The sequence below is a fragment of the Streptomyces sp. NPDC059957 genome (assembly GCF_042730015.1).
Classification (GTDB): Bacteria; Actinomycetota; Actinomycetes; order Streptomycetales; family Streptomycetaceae; genus Streptomyces.
Map to the genome: position 1 here is coordinate 1 of NZ_JBHWMB010000006.1, position 26,077 is coordinate 26,077.

Consider the following 26,077-nt stretch of genomic DNA (forward strand, 5'->3'; position numbering starts at 1 on the left):
GGCCGGGGCGGTGGTGGAACGGGTGGCGCGGCGGCGGCCGCCGCGCTTCGGGGAGTCCACGGCGTCGGCGACGGTGACGGTGGCCTTGGCGGCGACCGGAGCCGGAGCCTCGGCCACGACCGCCTCGGCGGCTTCCGCGGCGGGCGCCTCGGGAGCGGTCACGGCACGGGTCGCACGGCGACGGGCACGCGGCGCGGGAGCGGCGGCCTCCTCGACGGCCTCGGCGGCGGGGGCCACCGGCGCGGCCACGGGGGCCTCGACGACCGGGGCCTCGGCGACGGGCGCCTCGGGGGCGGTCACGGCGCGGGTGGCACGACGGCGGGCACGCGGCGCGGGAGCAGCGGCCTCTTCTACGACCTCGGCGACCGGGGTCTCGACCACCGCGGCCTCGGCGACGGGCGCCTCAGGGGCGGTCACGGCACGGGTGGCACGACGGCGGGCACGCGGAGCCGGAGCAGCGGCCTCCTCGACGGCCTCGGCCACGGGAGCGGCCGGAGCGGCCACGGGAGCCTCGGGCGCGGTCACGGCGCGGGTCGCACGGCGACGGGCACGCGGCGCGGGAGCAGCGGCCTCCTCGACGACCTCGGCGGCCGGAGCGGCCACGGGAGCCTCGACCACGACCTCGGCGGCGGACGCCTCGGGGGCGGCAACGGCGCGGGTCGCACGGCGGCGGGTACGGGCCGGGGCGGCGGCGGGGGCGGCCTCCTCGGCGGGAGCCGCGGCCACGACCGGCGCGGGAGCGGCTTCGGCGGCGGCTACGGCACCGCCGGGCGGGCCGGCCGGCCGGGAAGCGGCGCGCCGGCGCCTGCGCGGAGGCAGGTTGTCGCTCGGGCTGCCACTGTCGGCGGCGGTGTTCTTGGCGGTGTTGTCGTTTTCGCTGTTGAGCATGCGGGGTTTCTCCCGTCACGCTCCCGGGCGCCGCGGCTGACTTCCGGTCCGGCACGGCTCCGCGTAATGAGCGCGGAGCCGGCCTCCGGGGCGCGTTCGCCACACGGGAGCTCAGTTCAATGGCCGCCGGTTCCGTACGCGAAAGTCCGTACGGCCTGGCGGAAGTCTTCAAGTCTTCAGGTCTGTGCGCGGCCCGACCCAGGTGGCTCCCGAGTCCCAGGGCTGCGCGACGACGACGATCCTTACGCGGCGGGACCTTCCGGCGCCTTCGCGTCGGCGGTTACGGCCGCCGTGGGTGGGGCGGTCGTGACAGCCTCGCGGTCGGGCGCGAGCGGGTCGGTCACCGTGCCGGACTCCTCGTCGAAGAGCCCCTGCGCCAGCCTGGTCACCGCAGCGGGGACCGGCGGCGTTAGGTCGGCCACAGCTCGGAGACCGGACAGGACGTCGTCGGGTCGAACGGCAGGTGTCAAATGCCGAACAACCAGCCGCAGTATCGCACAAGCATTGTCCAGGGGCCTATCAGCCTCAGCGACGGCCGTGACCGGAACCACTTCCAGGCTGACCACGGCGCCGCGCGTGTCGAAGGTCCGCATGCCGTTCTTGGTGCGGCGCTGGACCTCCACGGCCTCGGCCGCGAGGAAGGCCTCGACCGCCTTCTGCGCGTCTCCGGGCTCCACGCCCTCCAGGCGCAGCTCCCAAACGGAGGCCGTCAGCCGGTCGGCGAGACCGGAGGTGTGTGCCTCCACGGCGTCGATGATGTCGAGGCCGACGGGCATCGACTCGTCGAGCAGCTCGCGCAGCACCGCGGGGTCGCGGGGCTCGGCGAGGGCGATCTCCAGGTACTCGGCCTCGCTGCCGGTCCCGGTCGGGGCCGCGTTCGCGTACGAGACGCGCGGGTGCGGGGTGAAGCCCGCCGAGTACGCCATGGGCACCTCGGAGCGGCGCAGGGCCCGCTCGAAGGCGCGCTGGAAGTCCCGGTGGCTGGTGAACCGGAGGCGGCCGCGCTTGGTGTAGCGCAGGCGGATGCGCTGCACTACCGGTGCGGGAGGCGGGCCTTCGGGCTGTCGCTTGCCCAGTGGTTCATCTCCTTGTGCGGGGCTCCGCGGCTCGCGCGTCGCCCTGAGGTCTGTGGGGCCTGCCGGCCTCGCCTGCCCTCCGGCTCACCCCTGCTCACTTCTGCAGGGAGATCTCGGGGGCGGGCGTGTCGCCTGCGGCTCTGTTACTACCCAGAGTACGCGCCTGTGACCTCGCTGGTTCCCGGGGCGGCCCCCCGAACAGCGCCCGCCGTACGTCGGCCCGCGCTTCGCGGACCGCGAGGCGGGAGGTCCGCCACACCTCGCCGACCGCACGGCCGACGGGAGCGATCGCCTGCCGGTGCACCGCGCGGGCGGCGCGACGGCCGACGTCCCACCCGGCGCGCAGCACGTTCCCGACGGGGGTGACCACGCGTCGGCGCACCCATCCGGCGGGCCGCACCACGCCCCACCGCCACAGCCACACCAGCCCGCGCCCGAGCGCCCGGCTCACCCGCCCCGCGAGATGCCAGGCCCCGACGAGCAGCTGCCAGAGCGGCACGAGCAGGTACGCCCACACCCCCCGCCCGACCGGCGCCAGCAGGTACCGCCACACTCCGGTCACCACGGGCCGTACGAGATACCGCCACAGCGCGACCCAAGGCCAGACGAACAGGGCCTTGCCCAGCCAGGCCACGCCGGCCGCGAACCCCCGGGCCAGCCACCGCAGTCCGTGGCCGACGGGGGCGAGGACGTACCGGTACAGCGCGCCGGCCGGCAGCACGAGCAGGTACCGGACCGCGCCCACGAGCAGCCGGGCGACGCCCCGGCCGACGGGCCGCAGCCCGTACTCCCAGACCGGGACCAGCAGGTACCTCCAGAGCCCCACACCCGCCGGCCGCAGCAGATACGTGTAAACGGCCTGCCCCACCGGGAGCATGACGTACCGCCAGAGACCCACCCAGGGCCAGTAGAAGACCACCTTGAACAGGGCCCCGATCAGCCACCCGGTCCCCCGCAGCACCGGCAGCACGGCCCGCTCGCAGAACCACCGCAGTCCTTGCCCCAGCGGTCCGAGAACGCTCCGGTTCAGCATCCGCGCGAAGGCGACGAGCAGATCCCAGACCACCCGCAGGGGCAGCACGACCAGCACCGCCACGATCTTCACGGGAATCCGCACGACCCCCACCAGGCAGCCGTCCCCCTGCGGCGCCGGCAGCGCCTTCTCCATGTCCATACCGCTAAGGACACACCACGGCCCGGGACCGTTGCGCCAGAGGGCCCTCCGTCAGTCGATCGAGCCCGGCTCGGCGAGCCAACGGGTGCGCAGCTCGATGTGCTTGGCGAGCGTCTCGAAGTCCCGGTCGTAGTGCAGCACCGTCAGCCGGTGCCGCATGGCGGTCACCGCCACGACCAGGTCGACGACTCCCGCGGAGCGAACGCACCCGGCTTCGGCCAGGGCGCTCTGCGCGGCGCCGACCCTCGCCCAGACGTCGTCCGGAATCTCGTGCCACACGTACAGGTCCGTGAACGCTTGCCGCATCTGCGTGTACTGGGCCGTCGAGCGGGCGGAGTACAGGGCCTCGACCTCGGTCACCGCGCACATGCCGATGCGTCCGGCGGCCAGTGCGGGCCGCCATGTGGAGAACGGTCCCGGGAGGGTGATCCGGTGCGCGGCGGAGGTGTCGATCAGGAAGTCGCCCTCGGTCAGTTCCCCCACGGCCCGCGCACCTCCGTCTTGAATCCGGGCTCCCGCCCCTTGTCGAAGGCGCCCTCTTCGTCGAGCTTGATGAGGGCTTCCAGAGCTCGCTGCCTGCGGACCCGTGCTCCTATTTCCTCCAGCGCCGCGTTGACCGTGTCCTTCTTCGTGGTGGTCCCGAGGGCTTCCATCGCGAGCGCGAGGGCTTCCTCGTTGATGTCGATCACGGTCTTGGCCATACCGGCCACCTCCTGGCAGCAAGCCCGGAGTATTCCTCCGAGCACCCTTCAAGGATATCCGCAGGCGTCAACCGCAGGAACGATACTCCGGCGGTCGAATGAATATGCCCCCCACCGATCCCGGTGGGGGGCATAGACAAGGCGGCAGGCCGGCCGGCCTCAGCCGCAGGTCACTTCACGACCGACAGGGGCAGCAGCTTCTTGCCCGTCGGGCCGATCTGGATGCTGGTGTCGAGCTGCGGGCAGACGCCGCAGTCGAAGCAGGGGGTCCAGCGGCAGTCCTCGACCTCGGTTTCGTCGAGGGCGTCCTGCCAGTCCTCCCACAGCCAGTCCTTGTCCAGACCGGAGTCGAGGTGGTCCCAGGGGAGGACCTCCTCGTAGGTGCGCTCGCGGGTCGTGTACCAGGCCACGTCGACGCCGTAGGCGGGGAGGGTCTTCTCCGCCGCCTGCATCCAGCGGTCGTACGAGAAGTGCTCGCGCCAGCCGTCGAAGCGGCCGCCCGACTCGTACACGGCGCGGATGACGTCGCCGATGCGGCGGTCGCCGCGGGACAGGAGGCCCTCGACGATGCCGGGCTTGCCGTCGTGGTAGCGGAAGCCGATGGAGCGGCCGTACTTCTTGTCGCCGCGAAGCTTGTCGCGGAGCTTGCCGAGGCGGGCGTCCGTCTCCTCGGCCGACAGCTGCGGGGCCCACTGGAAGGGGGTGTGCGGCTTGGGGACGAAGCCGCCGATGGAGACGGTGCAGCGGATGTCGTTCTGGCCGGAGACCTCGCGGCCCTTGGCGATGACGTTGACCGCCATGTCGCCGATCTGCAGGACGTCCTCGTCGGTCTCGGTCGGCAGGCCGACCATGAAGTACAGCTTCACCTGGCGCCAGCCGTTGCCGTAGGCCGTGGCGACCGTACGGATCAGGTCCTCTTCCGAGACCATCTTGTTGATGACCTTGCGCATGCGCTCGGAGCCGCCCTCGGGGGCGAAGGTCAGACCGGAGCGGCGGCCGTTGCGGGTCAGCTCGTTGGCCAGGTCGATGTTGAAGGCGTCCACACGGGTCGACGGGAGGGACAGGCCCACCTTCTCGTCCGTGTAGCGGTCGGCCAGGCCCTTGGCGATGTCCGTGATCTCGGTGTGGTCCGCCGAGGAGAGGGACAGGAGGCCGACCTCCTCGAAGCCCGTGGCCTTCAGCCCGCGCTCCACCATCTCGCCGATGCCGGTGATGCTTCGCTCCCGCACGGGGCGCGTGATCATGCCGGCCTGGCAGAAACGGCAGCCGCGGGTGCAGCCGCGGAAGATCTCCACGGACATCCGCTCGTGGACGGTCTCGGCGAGCGGGACCAGGGGCTGCTTGGGGTAGGGCCACTCGTCGAGGTCCATGACGGTGTGCTTGCTGACCCGCCACGGCACGCCCGAGCGGTTCGGGACCACGCGGCCGATGCGGCCGTCCGGCAGGTACTCGACGTCGTAGAAGCCCGGCACGTAGACGCCGCCGGTCTTCGCGAGGCGCAGGAGTACCTCCTCGCGCCCGCCCGGACGGCCCTCGGCCTTCCACGCGCGGATGATCTCGGTCATGTCGAGGACGGCCTGCTCGCCGTCGCCGATGATCGCGCAGTCGATGAACTCCGCGATCGGCTCGGGGTTGAAGGCCGCGTGGCCGCCCGCGAGCACGATGGGGTGGTCGACCGTACGGTTCTTCGCCTCCAGCGGGATGCCCGCGAGGTCCAGCGCCGTCAGCATGTTGGTGTAGCCGAGCTCGGTGGAGAAGGAGAGCCCGAAGACGTCGAAGGCCGAGACGGGGCGGTGGCTGTCCACGGTGAACTGCGGCACCTTGTGCTCGCGCATCAGCTCTTCGAGGTCCGGCCACACGCTGTACGTGCGCTCCGCGAGCACGCCTTCGCGCTCGTTCAGCACCTCGTAAAGGATCATGACGCCCTGGTTGGGGAGCCCGACCTCGTACGCGTCCGGGTACATCAGCGCCCAGCGGACGTCGGCGCTCTCCCACGGCTTGACCGTGGAGTTGAGCTCACCGCCGACGTACTGGATCGGCTTCTGGACGTGCGGAAGCAAGGCCTCAAGCTGAGGGAAGACCGACTCGGTCATCACGCGACTTTCGTGAAGCGGGCAGGGGGCGACTCTCAAGCGTACCCCGGGGCCCGGAGCACCCCCGCCCGCACGATCAGCCGCGCACCGCCGCCGCCGGGCCCGCGGCGGCCGCCCACACCTGCGGCAGCTCCCGCTCGCGTTGTCCGGCCAGCGCCTCCTCGCGGCCGTACAGCAGGCCCCAGGTGAAGGCGGACTCCCCCGCACCGGACGCCTGGACGGCGATGCCGCGCAGGGCGTCGCGGGCGACGACCGCGTCCTGGTGGTCGCCGAGCAGGGTCTGGACGGCCTTCACCGCCTTGGCCAGCCGGCGCGCGGTCTTGCCGAGGGCCGGGGTCGCCGCCTCGGCCGCGTACCGGGTGCGCTTCGCGGCCTTGCGGGCCTCGTGCAGGGCCAGGTCGCGGGCCTCGCCGGGGGCCATGGACAGGGCGCCCTCGATCCGGCCGGTGAGGCGTTCGTAGTCCCGCAGGACGGCTGCGGGCAGGACCACCTCGGCGGGCCGGTCGGCGGCCTTGCCGAGCGGCGGGTCGGCGAGCAGGGCGTCGAGGGCGTTCAGCAGGGCCACGTAGCGCCTGCTGTCGAGCGCGGCCAGCGCCGCTCGGCGCGAACCGGTGCGGCGGGCGACGTTCCAGATCTTGAGGCGGCCGCGGACCGGGCCGAGCACCAGGGTGCGCGGGAGTTCGTCGAGCCGGGTCTGGATCCGCTCGAGCAGCACCTCCTGGTCGCGGTCGACGCCGAGCTCGGCGGCGAGCCAGCGGAGCTCCTCGCCGATCGGGCCGCTCTCGGCGGGGTCCAGGACCCGGCGGTAGGTCTTGAAGGCGCTGCGCAGCCGACGGGTGGCGACCCGCATCTGGTGGACGGAGTCGGGCAGGCCCCGGCGTACGGCGGGATCCTGGGCGACGAGGGTGTCGCGCTGTTCGCGCAGGTACGCGAGCACGTGCGCGCCCGCCGTGTCCTCGGCGGGGCCGGTCCCGGTGCCGGAACCGGGGCCGGCCGTCCGGACCGGGGGTTCCCCGCCGGTCTCGGCCAGCGCCCGGGCGAGCTTGGAGGGGGCGTCGCTGACCCGGAGCCCGGCCTTGCGGAAGGTCTTCTCCACGGCGTCGAGCAGCGCCGGGTCGACTCCGTCGGCGAGCTCGACCTCCACCTCGGTCCAGGCGGCGGTGGCGTCGGCCCGCTCGGCCAGCACCGCGTCCGTGGACAGCTCCGCGAGGAGGGCGCCGTCGGCGTCGAGGAGGTGGCTGAGCTTGCGCGAGGACAGGAGCCTGACCTGTGGTTCCAGCGGGGTGTCGCGGACGCGGGAGCGCAGCAGGGCGGTCAGCGCGTCCGGGACGGTGTCGCCGAGGGGGGCGGTGATCTCGTCGCGCACGCCGGGGGCGACGGGCAGTTTGAGGTGCCAGCCGGCGTCCTTGCCTCCGGTGCGGCGGCGCAGGGTGAGCCCGTCGGCGGCGAGCCGCTGGTCGGGGGTGTCGTAGTAGACGGCGTCGAGCTCGGCCGTGCCCTGGTCGGTGACGGCCGCGATGGCGGCCGTGCCCGTCAGGTCCGGGACCCCGCGCCGTCCGGCCTTGGTGCTCCTGAACTCGAATTTGCGCTCGATCTCGCGCTTCGTGTCCGCCATGGATCGACCGTAGTCCTGAACGGAACACGGCGGGAAGGGAAACTGCTGGTGCGGCGGAAAACCGGCCCGGGAACCGAGGGATCAAGCCGACCCGAGCCGAGCCGCCGGGCCCGACCCGGCCCGGCCCGGCACCGCGTCAAGCCGACATCGGCCGCTGCACCCTGATCGACTGGAGCAGCCCGATGGCCACCCACACGGCGAACATCGAGGATCCTCCGTAGGAGACGAACGGCAGCGGGAGTCCGGCCACGGGCATGATCCCGAGGGTCATGCCGATGTTCTCGAAGGACTGGAAGGCGAACCAGGCGATGATTCCGGCGCACACGATCGTGCCGTACAGCTCGGTCGTCTCGCGGGCGATCATGCAGGCGCGCCACAGGATGACCCCGAGCAGCACCAGGATCAGCCCGGCTCCGACGAAGCCCAGCTCCTCCCCCGCCACCGTGAAGACGAAGTCGGTCTGCTGCTCCGGCACGAACTGGCCGGTGGTCTGCGAGCCCTTGAAGAGGCCGGACCCGGTCAGGCCGCCGGAGCCGATGGCGATGCGCGCCTGGTTGGTGTTGTAGCCGACGCCGGCCGGGTCGAGCTCGGGGTTGGCGAAGGCCGCGAAGCGGTTGATCTGGTACTCGTCGAGGACGCCGAGCTGCCAGATCAGGATGGCCCCGCCGGCGCCCGAGCCGAGCAGGCCGAGGACCCAGCGGTTGGAGGCGCCGGAGGCCAGCAGGACGCCGAGCACGATGACGACCATGACCATGACGGAGCCGAGGTCGGGCATCAGCATGATGATGCCCATGGGGAAGGCGGCCAGGCAGAGCGCCTTGACGACGGTGCGGTGGTCGGGGTGGGCGAGGTCGCCCGCGTCCACCCGGGTGGCGAGCAGCATCGCCATGACCAGGATGATCGTGATCTTGACGAACTCGGAGGGCTGGAGCGAGAAGCCGCCGCCGATCACGATCCAGGCGTGGGCGCCGTTGATGGTGGCGCCGAGCGGGGTGAGCACGGCGAGGATCAGGATGACGGAGAGCCCGTAGAGGACCGGTACGGCGCCGCGCAGGGTGCGGTGGCCGAGCCAGATGGTGCCGATCATCAGCACGAGGCCGATGCCGGTGTTCATGGCATGCCGGAAGAGGAAGTAGTACGGGTCCCCGTTGTTCAGCGAGGTCCGGTTGCGGGTCGCCGACCACACCAGCAGGGCGCCGATGAGGGAGAGGGCGAGCGCCGAGAGGAGTATCGGCCAGTCGAGCCGGCGCACCACGGAGTCGCGGGCGGTGAGTTTGGCCATAGCTCCCCGCTGCTCCGGCGCGTACCGGGCCACGGAGAATTTGTTGGCGGTCTGCATGTCGGTCCTCGGTACTCAGTCGTGCTGCGCGGGGCGCTGGGCGGGCGGGCCGGCGAGCGCGGGCGGCGCAAGCTCTTCCGGGGACGGGGGTACGTACGGCCGGATCTCGGGGGAATCGATGCCGCCGTCGGGGCGGATCCTGGGCAGCTTCTTCTCCGGGCCCAGCAGGAGCGCCTTCTTCAGGTCCTGGTTGCCCGCCATGTCGAGGCCGTAGATGGCGTTGTAGATGTTGCGGACGGCGGGGCCGGAGGCTCCGGAGCCGGTGCCGCCCTGGGAGATGGTCATGACGATGGTGAAGTCGTCGGTGTAGGTCGCCAGCCAGGAGGTGGTCTGCTTGCCGTAGACCTGGGCGGTGCCGGTCTTGGCCCGCATCGGGATCTTGTCCAGCGGCCAGCCGCCGAAGCGCCAGGCGGCGGTGCCGCCCGGCTCGACGACCATGCGCAGACCCTTGTCGAGGTCCTTGACGGTCTTGGCGTCGATCGGCAGCCTGCCGTGCGCCTTGGGCTTGATCATCTGGACGTGCTTGCCGTCGGCGCTGATCACGGCCTTGCCGACCGTGGGGTCGTAGAGGGTGCCGCCGTTGCTGATGGCGGCGTAGGCGGTGGCCATCTGGATGGGGGTGACGAGGACGTCGCCCTGGCCGATGGCGAAGTTGATGCTGTCGAACGCCTTGAGCTGGTTGCCTTCGAGGCAGCTCTCGTAGGCGATCTGCTCGACGTAGGTGCCGCCCTTCTTGCCCTGCTTGCACCAGGAGTCCTTGTTGGCCGCCCAGAAGCCCTTCTTCCAGCCCCGGTCGGGGATGCGGCCGGTGACCTCGTTCGGCAGGTCGATCCCGGTCTCGGAGCCGAGGCCGAACTCTCGGGCGGTCCGGTAGAACCAGTCGTGGGCGTCCTTCTTGGGCTTGAGGCCGCCGTCGCGCTGCCACTCCTTGTGCCCGAGTGCGTAGAAGACGGTGTTGCAGGAGAACTTGAGGGCCTCGCCGAGGGTGATGGGGCCGTGCCCCTTGGACTCGAAGTTCGCGAAGCTGCGGTTGCCCATGCTGTAGGAGGCGCTGCAGTTGTACTTCTCGTCGAAGGCGTATCCGGCCCGGACGGCCGCGCTCGCGGACACCACCTTGAAGATGGAGCCGGCGGGGGCCTGGCCCTGGATGGCCCGGTTGAGCAGCGGGTAGTTGGACTTCTCGTTGGTGAGGGCCGCGTAGTCCTTGGCGGCGATGCCGCCGACCCAGGCGTTGGGGTCGTAGTCGGGCTGGGAGGCCATCGCGACGACCCGGCCGGTCTTGGTCTCCATGACGACGACGGCGCCCGAGTCGGCCTCGTACTTGCGGCCGGTGATCTTGTCGGTCTCCTGGCGGACCGTCTTCATGGCCTGCTGGAGCTCGTACTCGGCGACGGACTGGACCCGGGCGTCGATGCTCGTGACGAGGGTGGATCCGGGCACACCCGCGTCGGACTCGGTCTGGTGCATGACCCGGCCGAGGTTGTCCACCTCGTAGGAGGTGACCATCGCCTTGCCGCGCAGGTACTTGTCGTAGGTGCGCTCGATCCCGGAGCGGCCGACCTGGTCGGAGCGCAGGTGCGGCGAGTCGGTGTCCTTGGCCTTCTGGATCTCCTCGTCGGTGACCGGCGAGAGGTAGCCGAGCACCTGGGACGTGCGGGCCCCGGCGGGGGCCGGGTAGCGGCGGATGGCGACGGGCTCGGCGGTGATGCCGGGGAACTCCTCGGGGCGTTCGCGCAGCTGAAGGGCCTGCTGCGTGGTGGCGTCGAGGGTGATCGGGATCGGCTGGTACGGGGAGCCGTTCCAGCAGGGCGCGGGGGTCTGGGAGTCGCAGAGGCGGACCTTGTCCATGACCTCCTTGGGGGTCATGTCCAGGACGCCGGCGAGGCGGGTCATGACGGCCTGGCCGCGGTCCTTCATCTTCATCAGCGCGGTACGGCTGGTGGAGACGACCAGGCGGGTCTCGTTGTCGGCGAGGGCGACGCCCCGGGCGTCGAGGATCGTCCCGCGCACGGCGGGCTGGACGACCCGCTGGACGTGGTTGCTCTTCGCCTCGTGGTAGTACTCCGCGCCGTTGCGGATCTGGAGGTACCAGAGCCGGCCGCCGAGGGTGAGGAACATAGAGCAGACGAGAACCTGGATGATCACGAGCCGGATCTGCACCCGGGAGGTACGGCCGGTCTCCGGAATGTTGGTCACGTGGACTCCTCCCTCACAGCTTCTTGACGCTCTTCACACCCTTGATTCCCTTGACGCCCTTTATCCGGCCGGCCCGGTTGGCCCGGCTGCGGGCGGTCTTCATCCGCAGGCCGCCGCGCTGGCTGCCGATCCGCAGTCCGGTGCCCCCGGCCAGCCAGCCAGAGGCGATGTCCTTGCCCGCGGGCGGGCCGCCGTTGGCCTCGACGGCCATCGGGTCGTTCTCCGCGCGGCGGGCCAGGGCCATGATGAACGGCACGGTGAAGGGGGCGAGCAGCAGGTCGTAGAGGACCGCGGTGAAGAGCAGTCCGGTCAGCCCCACGTGGCGGGCGGCGGTGTCGCCGACCAGGGCGCCGACGCCCGCGTAGAGCAGGGTGGAGGCGAAGGCGGCGCCGACGACGGTGAGCATCGGGCCCCAGGCGGAGCGGAACCGCCCGGTGTCGGGGCGGACCAGGCCGGCGACGTAGCCGATGACGCAGAGCACGAGCGCGTAGCGGCCGGCGGCGTGGTCGGCGGGCGGGGCCAGGTCCGTGAGCAGTCCGGCGGCGAAGCCGATGAGGGCGCCGCTGACGCACCCGTACACGAGTGCGAGGGCGACGACGGTGAGCAGGACCAGATCGGGGACGGCTCCGGGGAGTTGGAGGCGGCCCAGGATGGAGACCTGGACGATCAGGGCGACCACGACGAGCGTGCCCGAGAGCAGGATCCGGTTGAAACGCATGATGATCGGCTCCTAGTCCTCGGCCGGCTTGCCGGACGCGGACGCGCCGGGCGACGGGGTGACCGTGACGGTGACCGTCGGGGTGGGCTTGGGCGCTTCGGGCTTGGGCGGCAGGACCGCGTCGCGCGGGTCCTGGCGCGGGGGCATGACCACGACGCCGACGATGTCCAGGCGGGAGAAGCCGACGAAGGGGCGGACCCAGACGGTCCGGGTCAGGTCGCCGCGCGAGGGGTCGACCTTGATCACCTCGCCGATCGGGACGCCGGGCACGAAGGGCTTGTTGCCCCGCGAGCCGAAGGTGACGAGCCGGTCGCCGGTGTTGATCTTGGCCTTGCCGTTGAGCATCTGCACGGAGAGCTCCCGGTCGCCCTGGCCGGTGGCGAAGCCGAGTTCGCCGGTCTTCTCCAGACGGGTGCCGACGGTGAAGTCGGGGTCGTTGGCGAGGACCACGGTGGCGGTGTCGGGGCCGACGGTGGCGACGCGGCCGACGAGTCCGTCCCCGTTGAGGACGGTCATGTCGCGCTGGATGCCGTCCTTGCTGCCCGCGTCGATGGTGACGGTCCAGGAGAAGCCCTGGGCCGCCCCTATGGCGATGACCTCGGCGCCCTTGATGCCGTACTGGCCCGCGCCCGCCCGCTTGAGCATCTCGTCGAGCTCGCGGATCCGGCTGCGGGTCTGGTCGTCGCTGCCGAGCTTGGCCTTGAGCGCCGCGTTCTCGCGCTCCAGGGTCGCGATGCGGTTGTGCCGCTCGCCGGAGTCCCGTACCGCCCCTATGGCGTTGGCGACCGGGTCGACCCCTTTCGCCACGCCCTTCTCGACCGGTCCGAAGACCGCTGCGGCGGCCTGTCGGGCACCGTCGACCGGAGACTCCTCACCCGTCCTGATGTCCACCGTGATCAAAGCGAACGCGATGGCGATCAGAAGCACCAGGAGCAGCCGGCTTTCTCGTGTGTCCCTCACGTGCGGCGGCCGTGCCTTCCTCATAGATACCCGTGCGGCAAAGCCGCTCCGGTGGAGCCGGTGCTTGCACCGGGCCGTGCGGCAAAGCCGCTCCGGTGGAGCCGGGGCTCGCACCGGACCTTGCCTGTATATCAACGATCCGCCGCACGGGCCCGGTAGCACCCGTACGGCGGATCATTCGCGTTCCACCGCCGCGCGGCGGGCCGGATCAGCGCCGGGGCTGGGCGTCCAGCACCTGCTGGAGCGCCTCGAACTCCTCTACGCACTTGCCGGATCCGAGCGCGACGGAGTCGAGCGGGTCCTCGGCGATGTGGATCGGCATGCCCGTCTCGCGGCGCAGCCGCTCGTCGAGGCCGCGGAGCAGGGCGCCGCCTCCGGTCAGGACGATGCCGCGGTCCATGATGTCGCCGGAGAGTTCCGGCGGGCACTTGTCGAGGGTGGTCTTGACGGCGTCGACGATCGCGTTGACCGGCTCCTCGATCGCCTTGCGGACCTCGGCGGCCGAGATCACGACGGTCTTGGGCAGGCCCGAGACCAGGTCGCGGCCGCGGATCTCGGTGTGCTCGTCCTTGTCGAGGTCGTAGGCCGACCCGATGGTGATCTTGATCTGCTCGGCGGTGCGCTCACCGAGGAGGAGGGAGTACTCCTTCTTGATGTGCTGGATGATCGCGTTGTCGAGCTCGTCGCCGGCCACCCGGATGGACTGTGCCGTGACGATTCCGCCGAGGGAGATGACGGCCACCTCGGTGGTGCCGCCGCCGATGTCCACGACCATGTTGCCGGTGGCCTCGTGGACGGGCAGGCCCGCTCCGATGGCGGCGGCCATCGGCTCTTCGATGATGTGCACCTGGCGGGCACCGGCCTGCGTGGACGCCTCGATGACGGCGCGGCGCTCCACTCCCGTGATGCCGGAGGGTACGCAGACCACGACGCGCGGGCGGGCCAGGTAACGGCGCTTGTGGATCTTGAGGATGAAGTACCGGAGCATCCGCTCGGTGATCTCGAAGTCGGCGATGACGCCGTCCTTGAGGGGCCGCACGGCGACGATGTTGCCGGGCGTGCGCCCGATCATCTTCTTGGCTTCGGAGCCGACCGCCAGGATGCCACCGGTGTTCGTGTTGATGGCGACCACGGACGGCTCGTTCAGGACGATTCCCCGGCCCCTCACGTACACCAGCGTGTTGGCGGTCCCGAGGTCGATCGCCATGTCACGGCCGATGAACGACATGTTGTTCCCCTTGTTCCCCATGAGGAGCGTCTGGCCTTCCAGTTGATAGCGGCTGCTGTCAGGTCGGCGAGGTGGGTGTGTGGGTGGAAGCCCCATCGTAGTGCCGCAAGTACGGGCACCGCGCGACGGGACTCCGGCAAGCCCGCCGGAACGGATACCCGCCCCCTTAGTGGTGACGTCGTGTCCTGTCCATGCGTTCCCGAATGTGCCCGGTAATACCGGAGGGCGACCGAAATTACTTCGGTCGCCCCAGGTCATGAGCGCTATTCGGCTGATGTTGCGTCAGAAAAGAGTGATCACAGCGCCGGGAAGAACAGCTTCAGCTCCCGCTCCGCGGACTCCTCGGAGTCCGAGGCGTGGATCAGGTTCTCCCGGGTGACCGTACCGAAGTCGCCCCGGATGGAGCCGGGCGCGGCGGCAATCGGGTCAGTGGGTCCGGCCAACTGGCGGACACCCTCGATCGCGCGCTCCCCTTCGACGACCAGGGCCACGACCGGCCCGCTGGCCATGAAGCCCATGAGGGGCTCGTAGAACACCTTGCCCTTGTGCTCGCCGTAGTGCGCTTCCAGGGTCTCCTGGTCCAGCGTGCGCAGCTCCAGCGCGGCGATGGTCCAGCCGGCCTTCCGCTCGATGCGGCCGACGATCTCGCCGATCAGACCGCGACGGACGGCGTCGGGCTTGAGGAGGACGAGCGTGCGCTGGGTCATATGGGTAACTCCTTGCGGCATACGGGTGCGGTCCGACGAGGCTACAGGGGCCCGGGCCCCCGCCGTACGGGGCCTTCCCGGGCCCCGCTCCGGCTCCTAGGCCGTCTCTTTCGGATCTTGCCGGGCCCGCGACGCCTGGCACCGTGCCGGCCAGCACCCAGAGAACAACGGAGGACCCCCAGTACGCGCACGCCCCGACAGCGCGGCCAGGCACGGCACCAGACGCCGCGGGCTCGGCCGACAAGATCCGAAAGAGACGGCCTAGGCGGCTACGCCTCGGTGGGGGCGGAGGCCTGGGCTTCCGCCTGGGCGGCCCAGCGGGCCTTGATCTCGTCGATGCGGCGGCCGTAGCGGATCGAGCACCACCACAGAACGGCGAACACCACGCCCAGGATGAACATCATCGGCACGACGAAGCCGCTCAGCACGAGCCCGATCTGCAGGGCCCAGCCGATCTGGACGGCCCCGGGGCGCGAGAGCATCCCGCACAGCAGGACCGACAGCAGCATCGCGATCCCGCAGACCGTCCAGACCGTGGCCTGGCTCAGGTCGCCCTTCATCGCGACCAGCCCGGCGAAGCCGATCACGCAGAACTCGGCGATCAGCGTCGAAGCACACAGCGTGCGCATCCCTCAGCCCCTCTTCAGCAGCATGCGGGCCTCGCCCACCGTGATCACGGACCCGGTCACCAGGACCCCGGCCCCGCCGTACTCCGCCTCTTCCTCCGCCAGGGTGATCGCCGCCTCGATGGCGTCGTCCAGCCGCGGCTCCACCTGCACCCGGTCGGCGCCGAAGACCTCGACCGCGATGGCCGCCAGCTCGTCGGCGGAGATCGCCCGGTGGCTGGAGTTCTCCGTGATCACGACCTCCGCGAAGATCGGCTCGAAGGCCTCGAAGACACCGCGCGCGTCCTTGCCCTCGCTCGCGCCCACGACCCCGACCAGCCGGCTGAAGCCGAAGGCCTCGGTCACCGCCTCCGCCGTGACCTGCGCCCCGGCCGGGTTGTGCGCCGCGTCCAGGACCACCGTCGGGCTGCGCCGCACGACCTCCATGCGGCCGGGCGAGGTCACCGAGGCGAAGGCCTTCCGTACGCTCTCCACGTCCAGGGCCCGCGCGTGGTCGGCGCCGATGCCGAAGAAGGCCTCGACCGCCGCCAGCGCCACCGCCGCGTTGTGCGCCATGTGGGCGCCGTACAGCGGCAGGAAGATGCCGTCGTACTCGCCGCCCAGGCCGCGCAGCGTCAGCTGCTGCCCGCCCACCGCGACCTCACGGGTGACGACACCGAACTCCATGCCCGCGCGGGCCACGGTCGCGTCGACCTCCACGGCCTTCTTCAGCAGCACCTGCGCCGCGTCCACGGGCTGCTGCGCCAGGATCACGGTGGCGCCCTGCTTGATGATGCCGCCCTTCTCCTGCGCGATCTCGCCGGTCGTGGAGCCGAGCCGGTCCGTGTGGTCCAGGCTGATCGGGGTGACCACGGCGACCGCGCCGTCGATGACGTTGGTGGCGTCCCAGGCGCCGCCCATGCCCACCTCGATCACGGCCGCGTCCACCGGGGCGTCCGCGAAGGCCGCGTACGCCATGCCGGTGAGGACCTCGAAGAAGGACAGCCGGATCTCCTCGGCCGCGTCCACCATGTCCACGTACGGCTTGATGTCCTCGAAGGTCTCGATGAACCGCTCGGCGCTGATCGGAGCCCCGTCCAGGCTGATCCGCTCGGTGATCGACTGCACGTGCGGGCTGGTGTAGCGCCCGGTGCGCAGCTCGAAGGCGTTCAGCAGGGCCTCGATCATGCGCGAGGTGCTCGTCTTGCCGTTGGTGCCGGTGACGTGGATGGAGGGGTACGCGCGCTGCGGCTCGCCCAGGACGTCCATCAGCGCGGCGATGCGCGTGACGGACGGCTCCAGCTTGGTCTCGCCCCAGCGGCCGGCCAGCTCCTGCTCCACCTCCCGCAGCGCCTTGGCCACCTCGGGGTCGGCGGGCTCTTCGGGTACCGGGTCACCCTGGGGCGGACCGGCCTGCGTGCGCAGGGTGCGGCTGCCCGCCTCGATCACCGCCAGGTCGGGGTCGCGGTCGGACTCTTCCGCCACGATCTTGTCGAAGGCGTCGAGGTTGTCATCGTGGCTCTCGGGCTGCTGCTCACTCACGGACCCAGTCTACGGACGAGGACCGTGGGGACTTTCGGCCCGGTCGCATCGGGACCTTCGGCTGCCGGTGCGACCTGATCGTTATGCAAGCCTTGCGGACAGGAGATTGGGGAACAAATGCCGCAGGCCAGCATCAACAAGACAGCTTCCAGCCGCGACATAGGGATAGACCTGGGAACCGCCAACACCCTCGTCTACGCACGGGGGCACGGCATCGTCCTCAATGAGCCGTCCGTGGTGGCCGTCAAGGCGGGCACCACCACCGCCCTGGCCGTGGGGACCGAGGCCAAGGAGACCATCGGCCGCACCCCCGGCTCCATCACCGCGATCCGCCCCCTCAAGGACGGCGTGATCTGCGACTACGAGGCCGCCGAGGAGATGATCCGGCACTTCGTGCGCAAGGCCGTCCCCGGCCGCCGGGTCCGCACCCGCATGGTGGTCTGCGTACCGTCCGGGGTCACCCAGGTGGAACGCCGGGCCATCATCCACGCCTCCACCCGGGCCGGAGCCAGGACCGTGCACCTGATCGAGGAGCCGATGGCCGCGGCGATCGGCGCCGGGCTCCCGGTCTCCGAACCGCGCGGCTCGATGGTCGTCGACATCGGCGGCGGCACCTCCGAGGTCGCCGTCATCTCGCTGGGCGGCATCGTCACCTCGCGGTCGCTGCGGGTCGCCGGCGACCGGATGGACGCCGCCATCACCGACTGGGTCCGCAAGGAGCACTCCCTGCTCATCGGCGACCGCACCGCCGAGGACGTCAAGATCGCCATCGGCTCGGCGTGGCCGGTGCCGGACCGGCCGGAGCTGGAGACCGCCGGCTTCACGGTGCGGGGCAGGGAGAAGGTCGGCGGCATGCCCCAGACGCTCCAGCTCGACGCGCGCGACATCCGGACCGCCCTCGACGAGCCGGTCGAGGCGATCATCGCGGCGGTCCGCACCACCCTGGAGGAATGCCCGCCCGAACTGTCCGGCGACGTCATGGAGCACGGCATCGTCCTGACCGGCGGCGGCGCGCTGCTGCCCGGCCTGGACCTGCGGATGGCCTCCTCGACGGGGATCCCGGTCTTCGTCGCGGACGACCCGCTCGACTGCGTGGCCCTGGGCTCGGGCCGCTGCGTGGAGGACATGGACGCGCTCAGCAGCCTGCTCGCGCCGGCGCGGGCCTAGGGCCTGTCGGCCCGGCGCGGTTTCCCGGGCTCAGCCCTTCGGGAGGGTCGCGAGGACCTCGTACGCGTCCTGCGTGCGCGTGGCCGTCAGGGTGCCGCCCAGGCTGCGCACGCGCTCGCACATGCTCGCCGTGCCCGAGCCCGCCGAGACGGGGGCCCTGGTCGGGTTGCGCTGCGCCAGCCCGTTGCGGACGGCGATCCGCAGCTGCGGTCCGTCCGCCGCGATGGACACCTCGATCGTCTCGCCACGGGCGTGCTTGGCGGCGTTGGTCAGGCATTCCTGCACCACCCGGTAGACCGCTGCCTGGCGCAGCGGCGACAGCCCGTGCACGTCCGGATCCAGGGTCAGCCGTACGGGCGAACCCGCACGCCCGCTCTCCTCCGCGAGCGCCGCCAGCCCTTCCACGCCCGGGGTGGCCGCCCGCTCCCCGCGCTGCACGATGATCTCGTTGAGCACCAGGTGGGCCCGGCGGGCGGTGTCGGCGAGCTCCTCAAAGTCCTTCGCGTACGCCGTCTCGCGCGAGCGCATCGACAGCACCTCGGAGCGGACCGTCAGCAGGGTCAGCTCGCGCCCGACGAAGTCGTGGACGTCACGGGCGACGGAGGTCCGCTCCTGCTGGACGGCGTGCAGGACGGCGGACTCGGCGCGCCGGGTGTCGAGCTCGCGCACGAGGTCGTGGCGGTAGGCGGCGATGCCCACGGCCGAGGCGAGGACCCCGATGGGCACGACGAGGCTGAGGAAGGAGCTGAGGGACTCCGCCCGGGACATCGGCCAGCCCGGCACGCCGTAGAACAGGCACACCGCGAAGGCCAGGTAGCCGAGGGTGGCGAGGACGCCGGCCCGGCGCCCGCGGAAGCGGCCCACCGAGTACAGCGCGAACTGGATCAGGGTCAGCTCGTGCAGCCAGCCGATGAAGAGCAGCGCGGCGAGGTACGAGACCCAGGGCAGTCGGCGCCGCACCAGCAGGGTGGAGCAGCCGAGCGTCAGGACGACCGCCGCGGCGGGCCCGCCGAGGGAGTTGTCGGCGGCCGCCAGGCCCGGCAGGTCGAGCGCCATCAGGCCCAGGCAGCTGAGAGCCGCGAGCAGGTCCATCGCGCGCGGCGAACCGGCCCAGCCCTGCGCGAGCCGGCGGCCGAAGGCCAGGAGCCGGTGGGGCGCCGAGAGGGCGGGCTTGACGTGCATGCCCTCCATCATCCGTGGTCGCCGCCCCCGGATCCGGGCCGCCGGGACCCGAGAACGCGTGATTTAGGGCACTTCGGACAGGCCGGAGGTCCCCCCGGCCCGGAGGCCTTCCGCTCTACCCGGGGCCGCACGCGGGCTCGTAGCGTCGGGAGAATGACCACCCACCGGGGAACGACCACCCACCGGGGACCAGCCACCCCCCGGGGCACCGCCCTGCTCCTGCTGATCGGCGGCCTCATCGGCACCCTGGCCTCCGGCGTCCTCACCTACGACCGCATCCGCACCCTGGAGGACCCGCTCTTCACCCCGGGCTGCAACGTCAACGCGGTGCTGAGCTGCGGCGACGTGATGACCACCTGGCAGGGCAACCTGCTCGGCTTCCCCAACATGCTGCTCGGCCTCGCCGGCTTCGCCGCCCTCGCCGGGCTCGGCACGGCCCTGGTCGCCGGGGCGCTGCTCCCCCGGTGGCTGTGGCGCGGAGTGTGGGCCGGGATCGCGGCCGGGTTCGCCTTCACGGTGTGGCTGATCAGCCAGTGCCTGTACGTGATCGGCGCCCTGTGCCCGTGGTGCATGGTCGTCTGGGCGGTGATGATCCCGCTGTTCTGGTACGTCACCCGGCACCTGGCCCCGGCCGGCTCCCGGCTGCGGGCGATCCCGCACTGGCTGGTGCCGCTGGCCGCGTACGGCGTGGTCGCGGCGCTCATCCTGACGAGGTTCGGCGCACAGCTGCTGTGATGCCGGGCCCCTCACGGGGAACAGATACCGCGAAGGACCCCACGTCGACCGACGGCGTGGGGGCCTTCGCTTGCGTTCTACGGCTGCTGCCTACGGCTCCGTCAGCCGGCGGGCAGGGCGTCGAGCTGGGCCTTCAGGCGGACGATGTCGTCCTCCGCCTTGGTCAGGCGGCCCTTGATCTTGTCCACGACGTTGTCCGGGGCCTTGGCGATGAACGCCTCGTTCCCGAGCTTCGCCTCGGCCTGCTGCTTCTCCTTCTCGGCGGCGGCCAGGTCCTTGCTCAGCCGCTTGCGCTCCGCCGGGATGTCGATGGTCCCCGACAGGTCGAGCGCGACCGTGGCACGGCCGACGGGCAGGGTGGCGGTGGCGCTGAAGGCGTCGCCCTCCGGCTGGAGGCGCAGCACCTGGCGGATGGCTGCCTCGTGGGCGGCCAGCGTCGTGGTGGACAGGTCCAGGCGGGCCGGGACCTTCTGCTTGTCGTCGAGGCCCTGCTCCTTGCGGAAGCGGCGGACCTCGCGGACCAGGCTCTGGACGCCCTCGATCTCGGCCTCGGCGGCCGCGTCGCGGAAGCCGCTGTCCTTGGGCCAGTCGGCGATCACGAGGGACTCGCCGCCGGTCAGCGTGGTCCACAGCGTCTCGGTGACGAAGGGGACCACCGGGTGCAGCAGGCGCAGCATGACGTCGAGGACCTCGCCGAGGACCCGGGCGGACGCCTTGGCCGGCTCGCCGCCCGCGAAGAAGGTCGTCTTCGACAGCTCGACGTACCAGTCGAAGACCTCGTCCCACGCGAAGTGGTAGAGCGCCTCGCTGAGCTTCGAGAACTGGTAGTCCTCGTAGAAGGCGTCGGCCTGCGCGACCGTCTCGTTCAGCCGGGACAGGATCCAGCGGTCGGTAGCCGACATCTGCTCGACCGACGGCAGTTCGCCCTCGATCGTGGCGCCGTTCATCATCGCGAAGCGGGTGGCGTTCCAGATCTTGTTGGCGAACTTGCTGGAAGCCTGGACCCAGTCCTCGCCGATCGGGACGTCGACACCCGGGTTGGCGCCGCGCGCCAGGGTGAAGCGGACCGCGTCGGAGCCGTACTTGTCCATCCAGTCCAGCGGGTTGACCGCGTTGCCGAAGGACTTCGACATCTTCTTGCCGCGCTCGTCGCGGACCATGCCGTGCAGGGCGATGGTGTGGAACGGCGGGGTGCCGTCCATCGCGTACAGGCCGAACATCATCATCCGGGCGACCCAGAAGAAGAGGATGTCGTAGCCGGTGACCAGGACGGCGTTCGGGTAGAACTTCGCCAGGCTGTCGGTCTGCTGCGGCCAGCCGAGCGTGGAGAACGGCCACAGGCCGGAGGAGAACCAGGTGTCCAGGACGTCCGTGTCCTGGGTCCAGCCCTCGCCGGTCGGCGGCTGCTCGTCGGGGCCGACGCAGACGATCTCGCCGTTCGGGCCGTACCAGACCGGGATGCGGTGGCCCCACCAGAGCTGGCGCGAGATGCACCAGTCGTGGAGGTTGTCGACCCAGTCGAAGTAGCGCTTCTCCATCTCCTGCGGGTGGATCTTGACCTGGCCGTCGCGGACCGCGTCACCGGCGGCCTTGGCGAGCGGGCCGACCTTGACCCACCACTGGAGCGAGAGGCGCGGCTCGATGGTGGTCTTGCAGCGCGAGCAGTGGCCGACGGAGTGCGTGTACGGGCGCTTCTCCGCGACGATCCGGCCCTCGGCGCGCAGCGCGGCGACGATGGCGGAACGGGCCTCGAGCCGGTCCAGGCCCAGGAAGGGGCCGTGGACGGTGATGACGGCGTGCTCGTCCATGACGGCGAGGTTGGGCAGGCCGTGGCGCTGACCGATCTCGAAGTCGTTGGGGTCGTGTGCCGGGGTCACCTTGACGGCGCCGGTGCCGAACTCGGGGTCGACGTGCTCGTCGGCGACGACCGGGATGCGGCGGCCGGTGAGCGGCAGCTCGATCTCGGTGCCGACCAGGTGCTTGTAGCGCTCGTCGTCGGGGTGGACGGCGACGGCCGTGTCACCCAGCATCGTTTCGGCGCGGGTCGTCGCGACGACGATGGAGGCGTCGCCCTCGCCGTACCGGATGGAGACGAGCTCGCCCTCGTCGTCCTGGTACTCGACCTCGATGTCGGAGATCGCGGTGAGGCAGCGGGGGCACCAGTTGATGATGCGCTCGGCGCGGTAGATCAGCTCGTCGTCGTAGAGCTTCTTGAAGATGGTCTGGACGGCCTCGGACAGGCCTTCGTCCATGGTGAAGCGCTCGCGCGACCAGTCGACGCCGTCGCCGAGGCGGCGCATCTGGCCGGAGATCTGGCCGCCGGACTCGCCCTTCCACTGCCAGACGCGCTCGACGAAGGCCTCGCGGCCCAGGTCGTGGCGGGACTTGCCCTCCTTGGCGAGCTCGCGCTCGACGACGTTCTGGGTGGCGATGCCTGCGTGGTCCATGCCGGGCTGCCACAGGGTCTCGTAGCCCTGCATGCGCTTGCGGCGGGTGATGGCGTCGATGAGCGTGTGCTCGAAGGCGTGCCCCAGGTGGAGGCTTCCGGTGACGTTCGGCGGCGGGATGACGATGGCGAAGGGCGGCTTGTCGCTCTTCTCGTCCGCCTCGAAGTACCCACGCTCTACCCAGCGCTCGTAGAGCTTCCCCTCTACGTCGGCCGGCGCGTAGGAAGTCGGCAGTTCGGAGTAGGGGCTGCTGGGTGTCTGCGTGTTCTCGGTCACGAGCCACAGTTTAGGGCCGTAACGGTCCGGTCATGAAACCGGGTTTCCGGGGGCCCGGGGCCTTTCGCCGCCCCGGCTTCCGCCAGGATGTGTGGGACGCATAAACAACCTCATGGGGGGACGCGGGATGAGCTACAACCAGCCGGGACCGTACGGGGGCCAGCAGCCGCAGCAGCCGGGGCCCTACGGACAGCAGCCGCAGCAGCCGAACCCGTACGGCCAGCAGCCCGGACCCTACGGCCAGCAGCCCGGCGCGCAGCCCGGCTACGGATACCCGCAGCAGGCCCCCCAGGGAGTCCCGCAGCAGGGCTACCCGCAGCAGCAGCCCGGCTTCCCCCAGCAGCAGCCCCCGTACGGCGGCTACCCGCAGCAGCCTCCGTACGGCGGGACGCCCCCGAAGAAGTCGAAGGCAGGCGTGATCATCGGCGTGGTCGTGGCGGTCGCCGTGATCGCGGGCGCCGGCTGGTACTTCACGATGGGCGGCGGCGCCTCGGCTTCGATCTCCGCCGACACCAAGGGCTACAAGCTGGTCGCCCCGGCGGCGGTGGACGACTTCAAGAAGGACCCGAAGTACGACGAGAAGTCCTTCAGCGACAAGGACAAGAAGGAAGCCGAAGGGGTGGGCATCAAGAACCCCACCCAGGTGGGCATGAACTACCAGTCCGGCGACCCGAAGAACCCGCTGACCGCCAAGGGCCTGAGCTTCAACGGTCTCTACGGCGAGATCGCCGACCCGGAGAAGTCGGTGGACGCGTACTTCGCCATGGCCAAGCTCAACGCGGGCAAGAACAAGGACTACTCGGTGGAGTTGGTCGGGAGCCCCCAGGCCCTGACCCCGGCCGGCTTCAAGGGCGCGGTGATGAAGTGCCAGGAGATGAAGATGACCTCCACGAGCACTACGGAAAAGGGGCCGAAGGAGTTGACCCTGCCGATCTGCATCTGGGGTGACTACAGCACCCTGGGCATGGTCAGCGCCTCCGACGCGGCTTCCCTGCTCGCCGGCAAGAAGGGCTACACCCTGGAGCAGACCTCGGAGCTCACCGCGAAGCTCTACAACACCGCCCGCGTCAAGAAGTAGAAGCAGCGGACGGCACGCGGTCTCACGCATAAGGGGCGCCCCCGGTCGGGGGCGCCCCTTATGCGTACGCGTAACCGGTCGGCGGCTACGCCGACTTCTCGTGCGGGCCCTGGTCCTTCGGGACGATCCGCGGGACCAGCGTCGGGTTGACGTTGGAGCGGACCACGTCCGAGGTGATGACCACGCGGGCCACGTCCTTGCGGGACGGGACCTCGTACATCACCGACATCAGGACCTCTTCCATGATGGCGCGCAGGCCGCGCGCGCCGGTCTGGCGGAGGATCGCCTGGTCGGCGATGGCCTCGAGGGCCTCGCGCTCGAAGTCCAGCTCCACACCGTCGAGTTCGAACAGCCGCTGGTACTGCTTGACCAGGGCGTTGCGCGGCTCGATGAGGATCTGGAGCAGGGCCTCGCGGTCCAGGTTGTGCACCGAGGTGATGACGGGGAGACGGCCGATGAACTCGGGGATCATCCCGAACTTCACCAGGTCCTCCGGCATGACCTCCTGGAACTGGTTGCTCGCCTCGATCTCGCGCTTCGAGCGGATGGTCGCCCCGAAGCCGATGCCCTTGGCGCCGGCGCGGGACTCGATGATCCGCTCCAGGCCGGAGAAGGCGCCGCCCACGATGAACAGCACGTTCGTCGTGTCGATCTGGATGAACTCCTGGTGCGGGTGCTTGCGGCCGCCCTGCGGCGGTACCGAAGCGGTGGTGCCTTCCAGGATCTTCAGGAGGGCCTGCTGCACGCCCTCACCGCTCACGTCGCGCGTGATCGACGGGTTCTCGCTCTTGCGGGCGACCTTGTCGATCTCGTCGATGTAGATGATCCCGGTTTCGGCCTTCTTGACGTCGTAGTCGGCCGCCTGGATCAGCTTGAGCAGGATGTTCTCGACGTCCTCGCCGACGTACCCGGCCTCCGTGAGCGCCGTCGCGTCCGCGATGGCGAACGGGACGTTGAGCATCCGGGCGAGCGTCTGGGCCAGCAGCGTCTTGCCCGAGCCCGTGGGGCCGAGCAGGAGGATGTTGGACTTCGCGAGCTCGATCGCGTCGTCACGGCCCGTCCCGCCGCCGTTCTCGCCGGCCTGGACGCGCTTGTAGTGGTTGTACACCGCGACGGAGAGCGCCTTCTTCGCCGGCTCCTGGCCGACGACGTAGCTCTCCAGGAACTCGTAGATCTCACGGGGCTTGGGAAGCTCTTCCCAGCGAACCTCGGAGGTCTCCGCGAGTTCCTCTTCGATGATCTCGTTGCAGAGGTCGATGCACTCGTCGCAGATGTACACACCGGGTCCCGCGATGAGCTTCTTCACCTGCTTCTGGCTCTTTCCGCAGAACGAGCACTTGAGCAGGTCGCCGCCGTCACCGATGCGTGCCACGAGGTGCTTCCCCTTCGCCTGGGAGACGCCTGGTTCAGCGCTCCTGGTGCCTCATATCCGACGGTACCTTGCCGGGGGCCCCGTACGGGGCCCCCTTGACGTGGTTCACATCGCCCAATCCGGCGAGGTGCCCGCGCCAACTGGCGGCAAGGATCAGTTCGAAGTCTTACGGGTCGCGACGACCTGGTCGATCAGGCCGTACGCCAGCGCGTCCTGGGCCGTCAGGATCTTGTCGCGCTCGATGTCGTCGCGGATCTTCTCGATCGGCGTCGACGAGTGCGTGGCCAGCATGTTCTCCAGCTGGTCGCGCATGCGCAGGATCTCGTTGGCCGCGATCTCCAGGTCGGAGAGCTGCTCACGGCCGGTGCCGCCCGAGGGCTGGTGGATCAGCACGCGGGCGTTCGGCAGCGCCATGCGCTTGCCGGGCGCACCGGCGGCGAGCAGGACCGCGGCGGCGGAGGCCGCCTGGCCCATGCAGACCGTCGAGATGTCCGGCTTCACGAACTGCATCGTGTCGTAGATCGCCGTCAGCGCGGTGAAGGAGCCGCCGGGGCTGTTGATGTACAGGTAGATGTCGCGGTCCGGGTCCATCGACTCCAGGCACAGCAGCTGCGCCATGACGTCGTTGGCGGAGGCGTCGTCGATCTGCACGCCGAGGAAGATGATGCGCTCCTCGAAGAGCTTCGCGTACGGGTCGTACTCGCGCACGCCCTGCGAGGTGCGCTCCACGAAGCGCGGCACGACGTAGCGGTTGTCCACCGGCGCGCCGGTGTAGAGGCCGCTCGCGGGAGAAAGGTTGTTCATGTGCATGTGGGTGTTCACCGTCCTGGTGGCGTTCTGCGGGCTGAGGCTTGCCTGGTGCGGGCGGGGGGGGGGGGGAACCCACCAGAGAGCACCACCACCGACCGAAGACAGGGCAAGAACCAACCCCCCCCCCCCCCCCCCCCCCCGCCCAAGAAAAAACCGTACCCTCCCCTC

21 protein-coding genes and 1 pseudogene are annotated in these 26,077 nt (G+C 70.7%); 3 read left to right on the forward strand and 19 right to left on the reverse strand.

All coding sequences use genetic code 11. The annotated features are described in order from the left end of the window. From ACFWBW_RS05870 to ACFWBW_RS05940, 15 genes and pseudogenes are all read right to left on the reverse strand, one after another. Positions 1 to 888, reverse strand: a pseudogene (locus ACFWBW_RS05870) (ribonuclease E/G); the annotation flags it as partial. 242 nt (positions 889 to 1,130) lie between these two features. Beyond that, a complete protein-coding gene (locus tag ACFWBW_RS05875) occupies positions 1,131 to 1,922 on the reverse strand; it encodes a TIGR03936 family radical SAM-associated protein (protein ID WP_385368761.1) in 792 nt (263 codons plus the stop codon). Between the two features lie 136 nt (positions 1,923 to 2,058). Then, positions 2,059 to 3,138, reverse strand: a complete 1,080-nt coding sequence (locus ACFWBW_RS05880; protein ID WP_385368763.1) for a hypothetical protein — start codon at positions 3,136 to 3,138, stop codon at positions 2,059 to 2,061. Between the two features lie 51 nt (positions 3,139 to 3,189). After that, on the reverse strand, positions 3,190 to 3,621 hold the full coding sequence (locus ACFWBW_RS05885) for a PIN domain nuclease (RefSeq protein ID WP_385368765.1): 432 nt from the start codon (positions 3,619 to 3,621) through the stop codon (positions 3,190 to 3,192). Then, on the reverse strand, positions 3,609 to 3,839 hold the full coding sequence (locus ACFWBW_RS05890; protein ID WP_385368766.1) for a type II toxin-antitoxin system VapB family antitoxin: 231 nt from the start codon (positions 3,837 to 3,839) through the stop codon (positions 3,609 to 3,611). Before ACFWBW_RS05890 ends, ACFWBW_RS05885 begins: the two co-directional genes overlap by 13 nt. A 170-nt stretch (positions 3,840 to 4,009) precedes the next feature. After that, the gene (locus ACFWBW_RS05895) at positions 4,010 to 5,935 is read right to left on the reverse strand and encodes a TIGR03960 family B12-binding radical SAM protein (RefSeq protein WP_385368768.1); all 1,926 of its coding nucleotides are present in this window, start codon (positions 5,933 to 5,935) and stop codon (positions 4,010 to 4,012) included. Between the two features lie 73 nt (positions 5,936 to 6,008). Further along, a complete protein-coding gene (locus tag ACFWBW_RS05900; RefSeq protein WP_385368770.1) occupies positions 6,009 to 7,547 on the reverse strand; it encodes a CHAD domain-containing protein in 1,539 nt (512 codons plus the stop codon). Between the two features lie 136 nt (positions 7,548 to 7,683). Beyond that, a complete protein-coding gene (gene rodA, locus ACFWBW_RS05905; RefSeq protein ID WP_385368772.1) occupies positions 7,684 to 8,886 on the reverse strand; it encodes a rod shape-determining protein RodA in 1,203 nt (400 codons plus the stop codon). A 15-nt stretch (positions 8,887 to 8,901) separates the two neighbouring features. Then, positions 8,902 to 11,082, reverse strand: coding sequence for a penicillin-binding protein 2 (mrdA, locus tag ACFWBW_RS05910; protein WP_385368774.1), 2,181 nt, complete (start codon positions 11,080 to 11,082; stop codon positions 8,902 to 8,904). 13 nt (positions 11,083 to 11,095) lie between these two features. Further along, a complete protein-coding gene (mreD, locus tag ACFWBW_RS05915; RefSeq protein WP_385368776.1) occupies positions 11,096 to 11,800 on the reverse strand; it encodes a rod shape-determining protein MreD in 705 nt (234 codons plus the stop codon). A 12-nt stretch (positions 11,801 to 11,812) separates the two neighbouring features. Next, on the reverse strand, positions 11,813 to 12,760 hold the full coding sequence (gene mreC / locus ACFWBW_RS05920) for a rod shape-determining protein MreC (protein ID WP_385368778.1): 948 nt from the start codon (positions 12,758 to 12,760) through the stop codon (positions 11,813 to 11,815). A 208-nt stretch (positions 12,761 to 12,968) separates the two neighbouring features. Continuing rightward, on the reverse strand, positions 12,969 to 13,988 hold the full coding sequence (locus tag ACFWBW_RS05925; RefSeq protein ID WP_069923827.1) for a rod shape-determining protein: 1,020 nt from the start codon (positions 13,986 to 13,988) through the stop codon (positions 12,969 to 12,971). A 296-nt stretch (positions 13,989 to 14,284) separates the two neighbouring features. After that, the gene (ndk, locus tag ACFWBW_RS05930; RefSeq protein WP_385368780.1) at positions 14,285 to 14,695 is read right to left on the reverse strand and encodes a nucleoside-diphosphate kinase; all 411 of its coding nucleotides are present in this window, start codon (positions 14,693 to 14,695) and stop codon (positions 14,285 to 14,287) included. Between the two features lie 269 nt (positions 14,696 to 14,964). Continuing rightward, the gene (locus ACFWBW_RS05935) at positions 14,965 to 15,324 is read right to left on the reverse strand and encodes a DUF4233 domain-containing protein (protein WP_385368782.1); all 360 of its coding nucleotides are present in this window, start codon (positions 15,322 to 15,324) and stop codon (positions 14,965 to 14,967) included. A 3-nt stretch (positions 15,325 to 15,327) separates the two neighbouring features. Further along, the gene (locus ACFWBW_RS05940; protein ID WP_385368784.1) at positions 15,328 to 16,842 is read right to left on the reverse strand and encodes a bifunctional folylpolyglutamate synthase/dihydrofolate synthase; all 1,515 of its coding nucleotides are present in this window, start codon (positions 16,840 to 16,842) and stop codon (positions 15,328 to 15,330) included. A 117-nt stretch (positions 16,843 to 16,959) separates the two neighbouring features. On the opposite strand from ACFWBW_RS05940, the gene ACFWBW_RS05945 reads away from it, so the two are divergent. Then, the gene (locus ACFWBW_RS05945) at positions 16,960 to 18,009 is read left to right on the forward strand and encodes a rod shape-determining protein (protein ID WP_385368786.1); all 1,050 of its coding nucleotides are present in this window, start codon (positions 16,960 to 16,962) and stop codon (positions 18,007 to 18,009) included. 30 nt (positions 18,010 to 18,039) lie between these two features. Here the strand turns inward: ACFWBW_RS05945 and ACFWBW_RS05950 are convergent, their stop codons facing one another. Then, positions 18,040 to 19,191 (reverse strand): sensor histidine kinase, encoded by a 1,152-nt coding sequence (locus tag ACFWBW_RS05950; RefSeq protein ID WP_385368787.1) that lies wholly within the window; start codon positions 19,189 to 19,191, stop codon positions 18,040 to 18,042. Positions 19,192 to 19,344: 153 nt separating this feature from the next. Between ACFWBW_RS05950 and ACFWBW_RS05955 the strand changes: the two genes are divergently transcribed. Continuing rightward, on the forward strand, positions 19,345 to 19,926 hold the full coding sequence (locus tag ACFWBW_RS05955) for a vitamin K epoxide reductase family protein (RefSeq protein WP_385368789.1): 582 nt from the start codon (positions 19,345 to 19,347) through the stop codon (positions 19,924 to 19,926). A 101-nt stretch (positions 19,927 to 20,027) separates the two neighbouring features. Here ACFWBW_RS05955 and ACFWBW_RS05960 read toward each other — a convergent pair whose 3' ends face one another. Continuing rightward, positions 20,028 to 22,649 (reverse strand): valine--tRNA ligase, encoded by a 2,622-nt coding sequence (locus tag ACFWBW_RS05960; protein WP_385368791.1) that lies wholly within the window; start codon positions 22,647 to 22,649, stop codon positions 20,028 to 20,030. Positions 22,650 to 22,776: 127 nt separating this feature from the next. On the opposite strand from ACFWBW_RS05960, the gene ACFWBW_RS05965 reads away from it, so the two are divergent. Continuing rightward, positions 22,777 to 23,727 (forward strand): hypothetical protein, encoded by a 951-nt coding sequence (locus tag ACFWBW_RS05965; RefSeq protein ID WP_385368793.1) that lies wholly within the window; start codon positions 22,777 to 22,779, stop codon positions 23,725 to 23,727. Between the two features lie 85 nt (positions 23,728 to 23,812). Here the strand turns inward: ACFWBW_RS05965 and clpX are convergent, their stop codons facing one another. Beyond that, entirely contained in the window at positions 23,813 to 25,099 is a 1,287-nt protein-coding gene (gene clpX, locus ACFWBW_RS05970; protein WP_250739478.1) for an ATP-dependent Clp protease ATP-binding subunit ClpX, read from the reverse strand. A 153-nt stretch (positions 25,100 to 25,252) separates the two neighbouring features. Then, entirely contained in the window at positions 25,253 to 25,903 is a 651-nt protein-coding gene (locus tag ACFWBW_RS05975) for an ATP-dependent Clp protease proteolytic subunit (RefSeq protein ID WP_243334852.1), read from the reverse strand. Between the last annotated feature and the right edge of the window lie 174 nt (positions 25,904 to 26,077).

Coding starts and splice junctions, on each gene's coding strand:
- ACFWBW_RS05880 (WP_385368763.1), bottom strand. CDS start 3,138: ATGGACATGGAGAAGGCGCTGCCGGCGCCGCAGGGGGACGGCTGCCTG.
- ACFWBW_RS05890 (WP_385368766.1), bottom strand. CDS start 3,839: ATGGCCAAGACCGTGATCGACATCAACGAGGAAGCCCTCGCGCTCGCG.
- ACFWBW_RS05900 (WP_385368770.1), bottom strand. CDS start 7,547: ATGGCGGACACGAAGCGCGAGATCGAGCGCAAATTCGAGTTCAGGAGC.
- rodA (WP_385368772.1), bottom strand. CDS start 8,886: ATGCAGACCGCCAACAAATTCTCCGTGGCCCGGTACGCGCCGGAGCAG.
- mreD (WP_385368776.1), bottom strand. CDS start 11,800: ATGCGTTTCAACCGGATCCTGCTCTCGGGCACGCTCGTCGTGGTCGCC.
- ACFWBW_RS05925 (WP_069923827.1), bottom strand. CDS start 13,988: ATGTCGTTCATCGGCCGTGACATGGCGATCGACCTCGGGACCGCCAAC.
- ndk (WP_385368780.1), bottom strand. CDS start 14,695: ATGACCCAGCGCACGCTCGTCCTCCTCAAGCCCGACGCCGTCCGTCGC.
- ACFWBW_RS05935 (WP_385368782.1), bottom strand. CDS start 15,324: ATGCGCACGCTGTGTGCTTCGACGCTGATCGCCGAGTTCTGCGTGATC.
- ACFWBW_RS05945 (WP_385368786.1), top strand. CDS start 16,960: ATGCCGCAGGCCAGCATCAACAAGACAGCTTCCAGCCGCGACATAGGG.
- ACFWBW_RS05950 (WP_385368787.1), bottom strand. CDS start 19,191: ATGCACGTCAAGCCCGCCCTCTCGGCGCCCCACCGGCTCCTGGCCTTC.
- ACFWBW_RS05955 (WP_385368789.1), top strand. CDS start 19,345: ATGACCACCCACCGGGGAACGACCACCCACCGGGGACCAGCCACCCCC.
- ACFWBW_RS05965 (WP_385368793.1), top strand. CDS start 22,777: ATGAGCTACAACCAGCCGGGACCGTACGGGGGCCAGCAGCCGCAGCAG.
- ACFWBW_RS05975 (WP_243334852.1), bottom strand. CDS start 25,903: ATGAACAACCTTTCTCCCGCGAGCGGCCTCTACACCGGCGCGCCGGTG.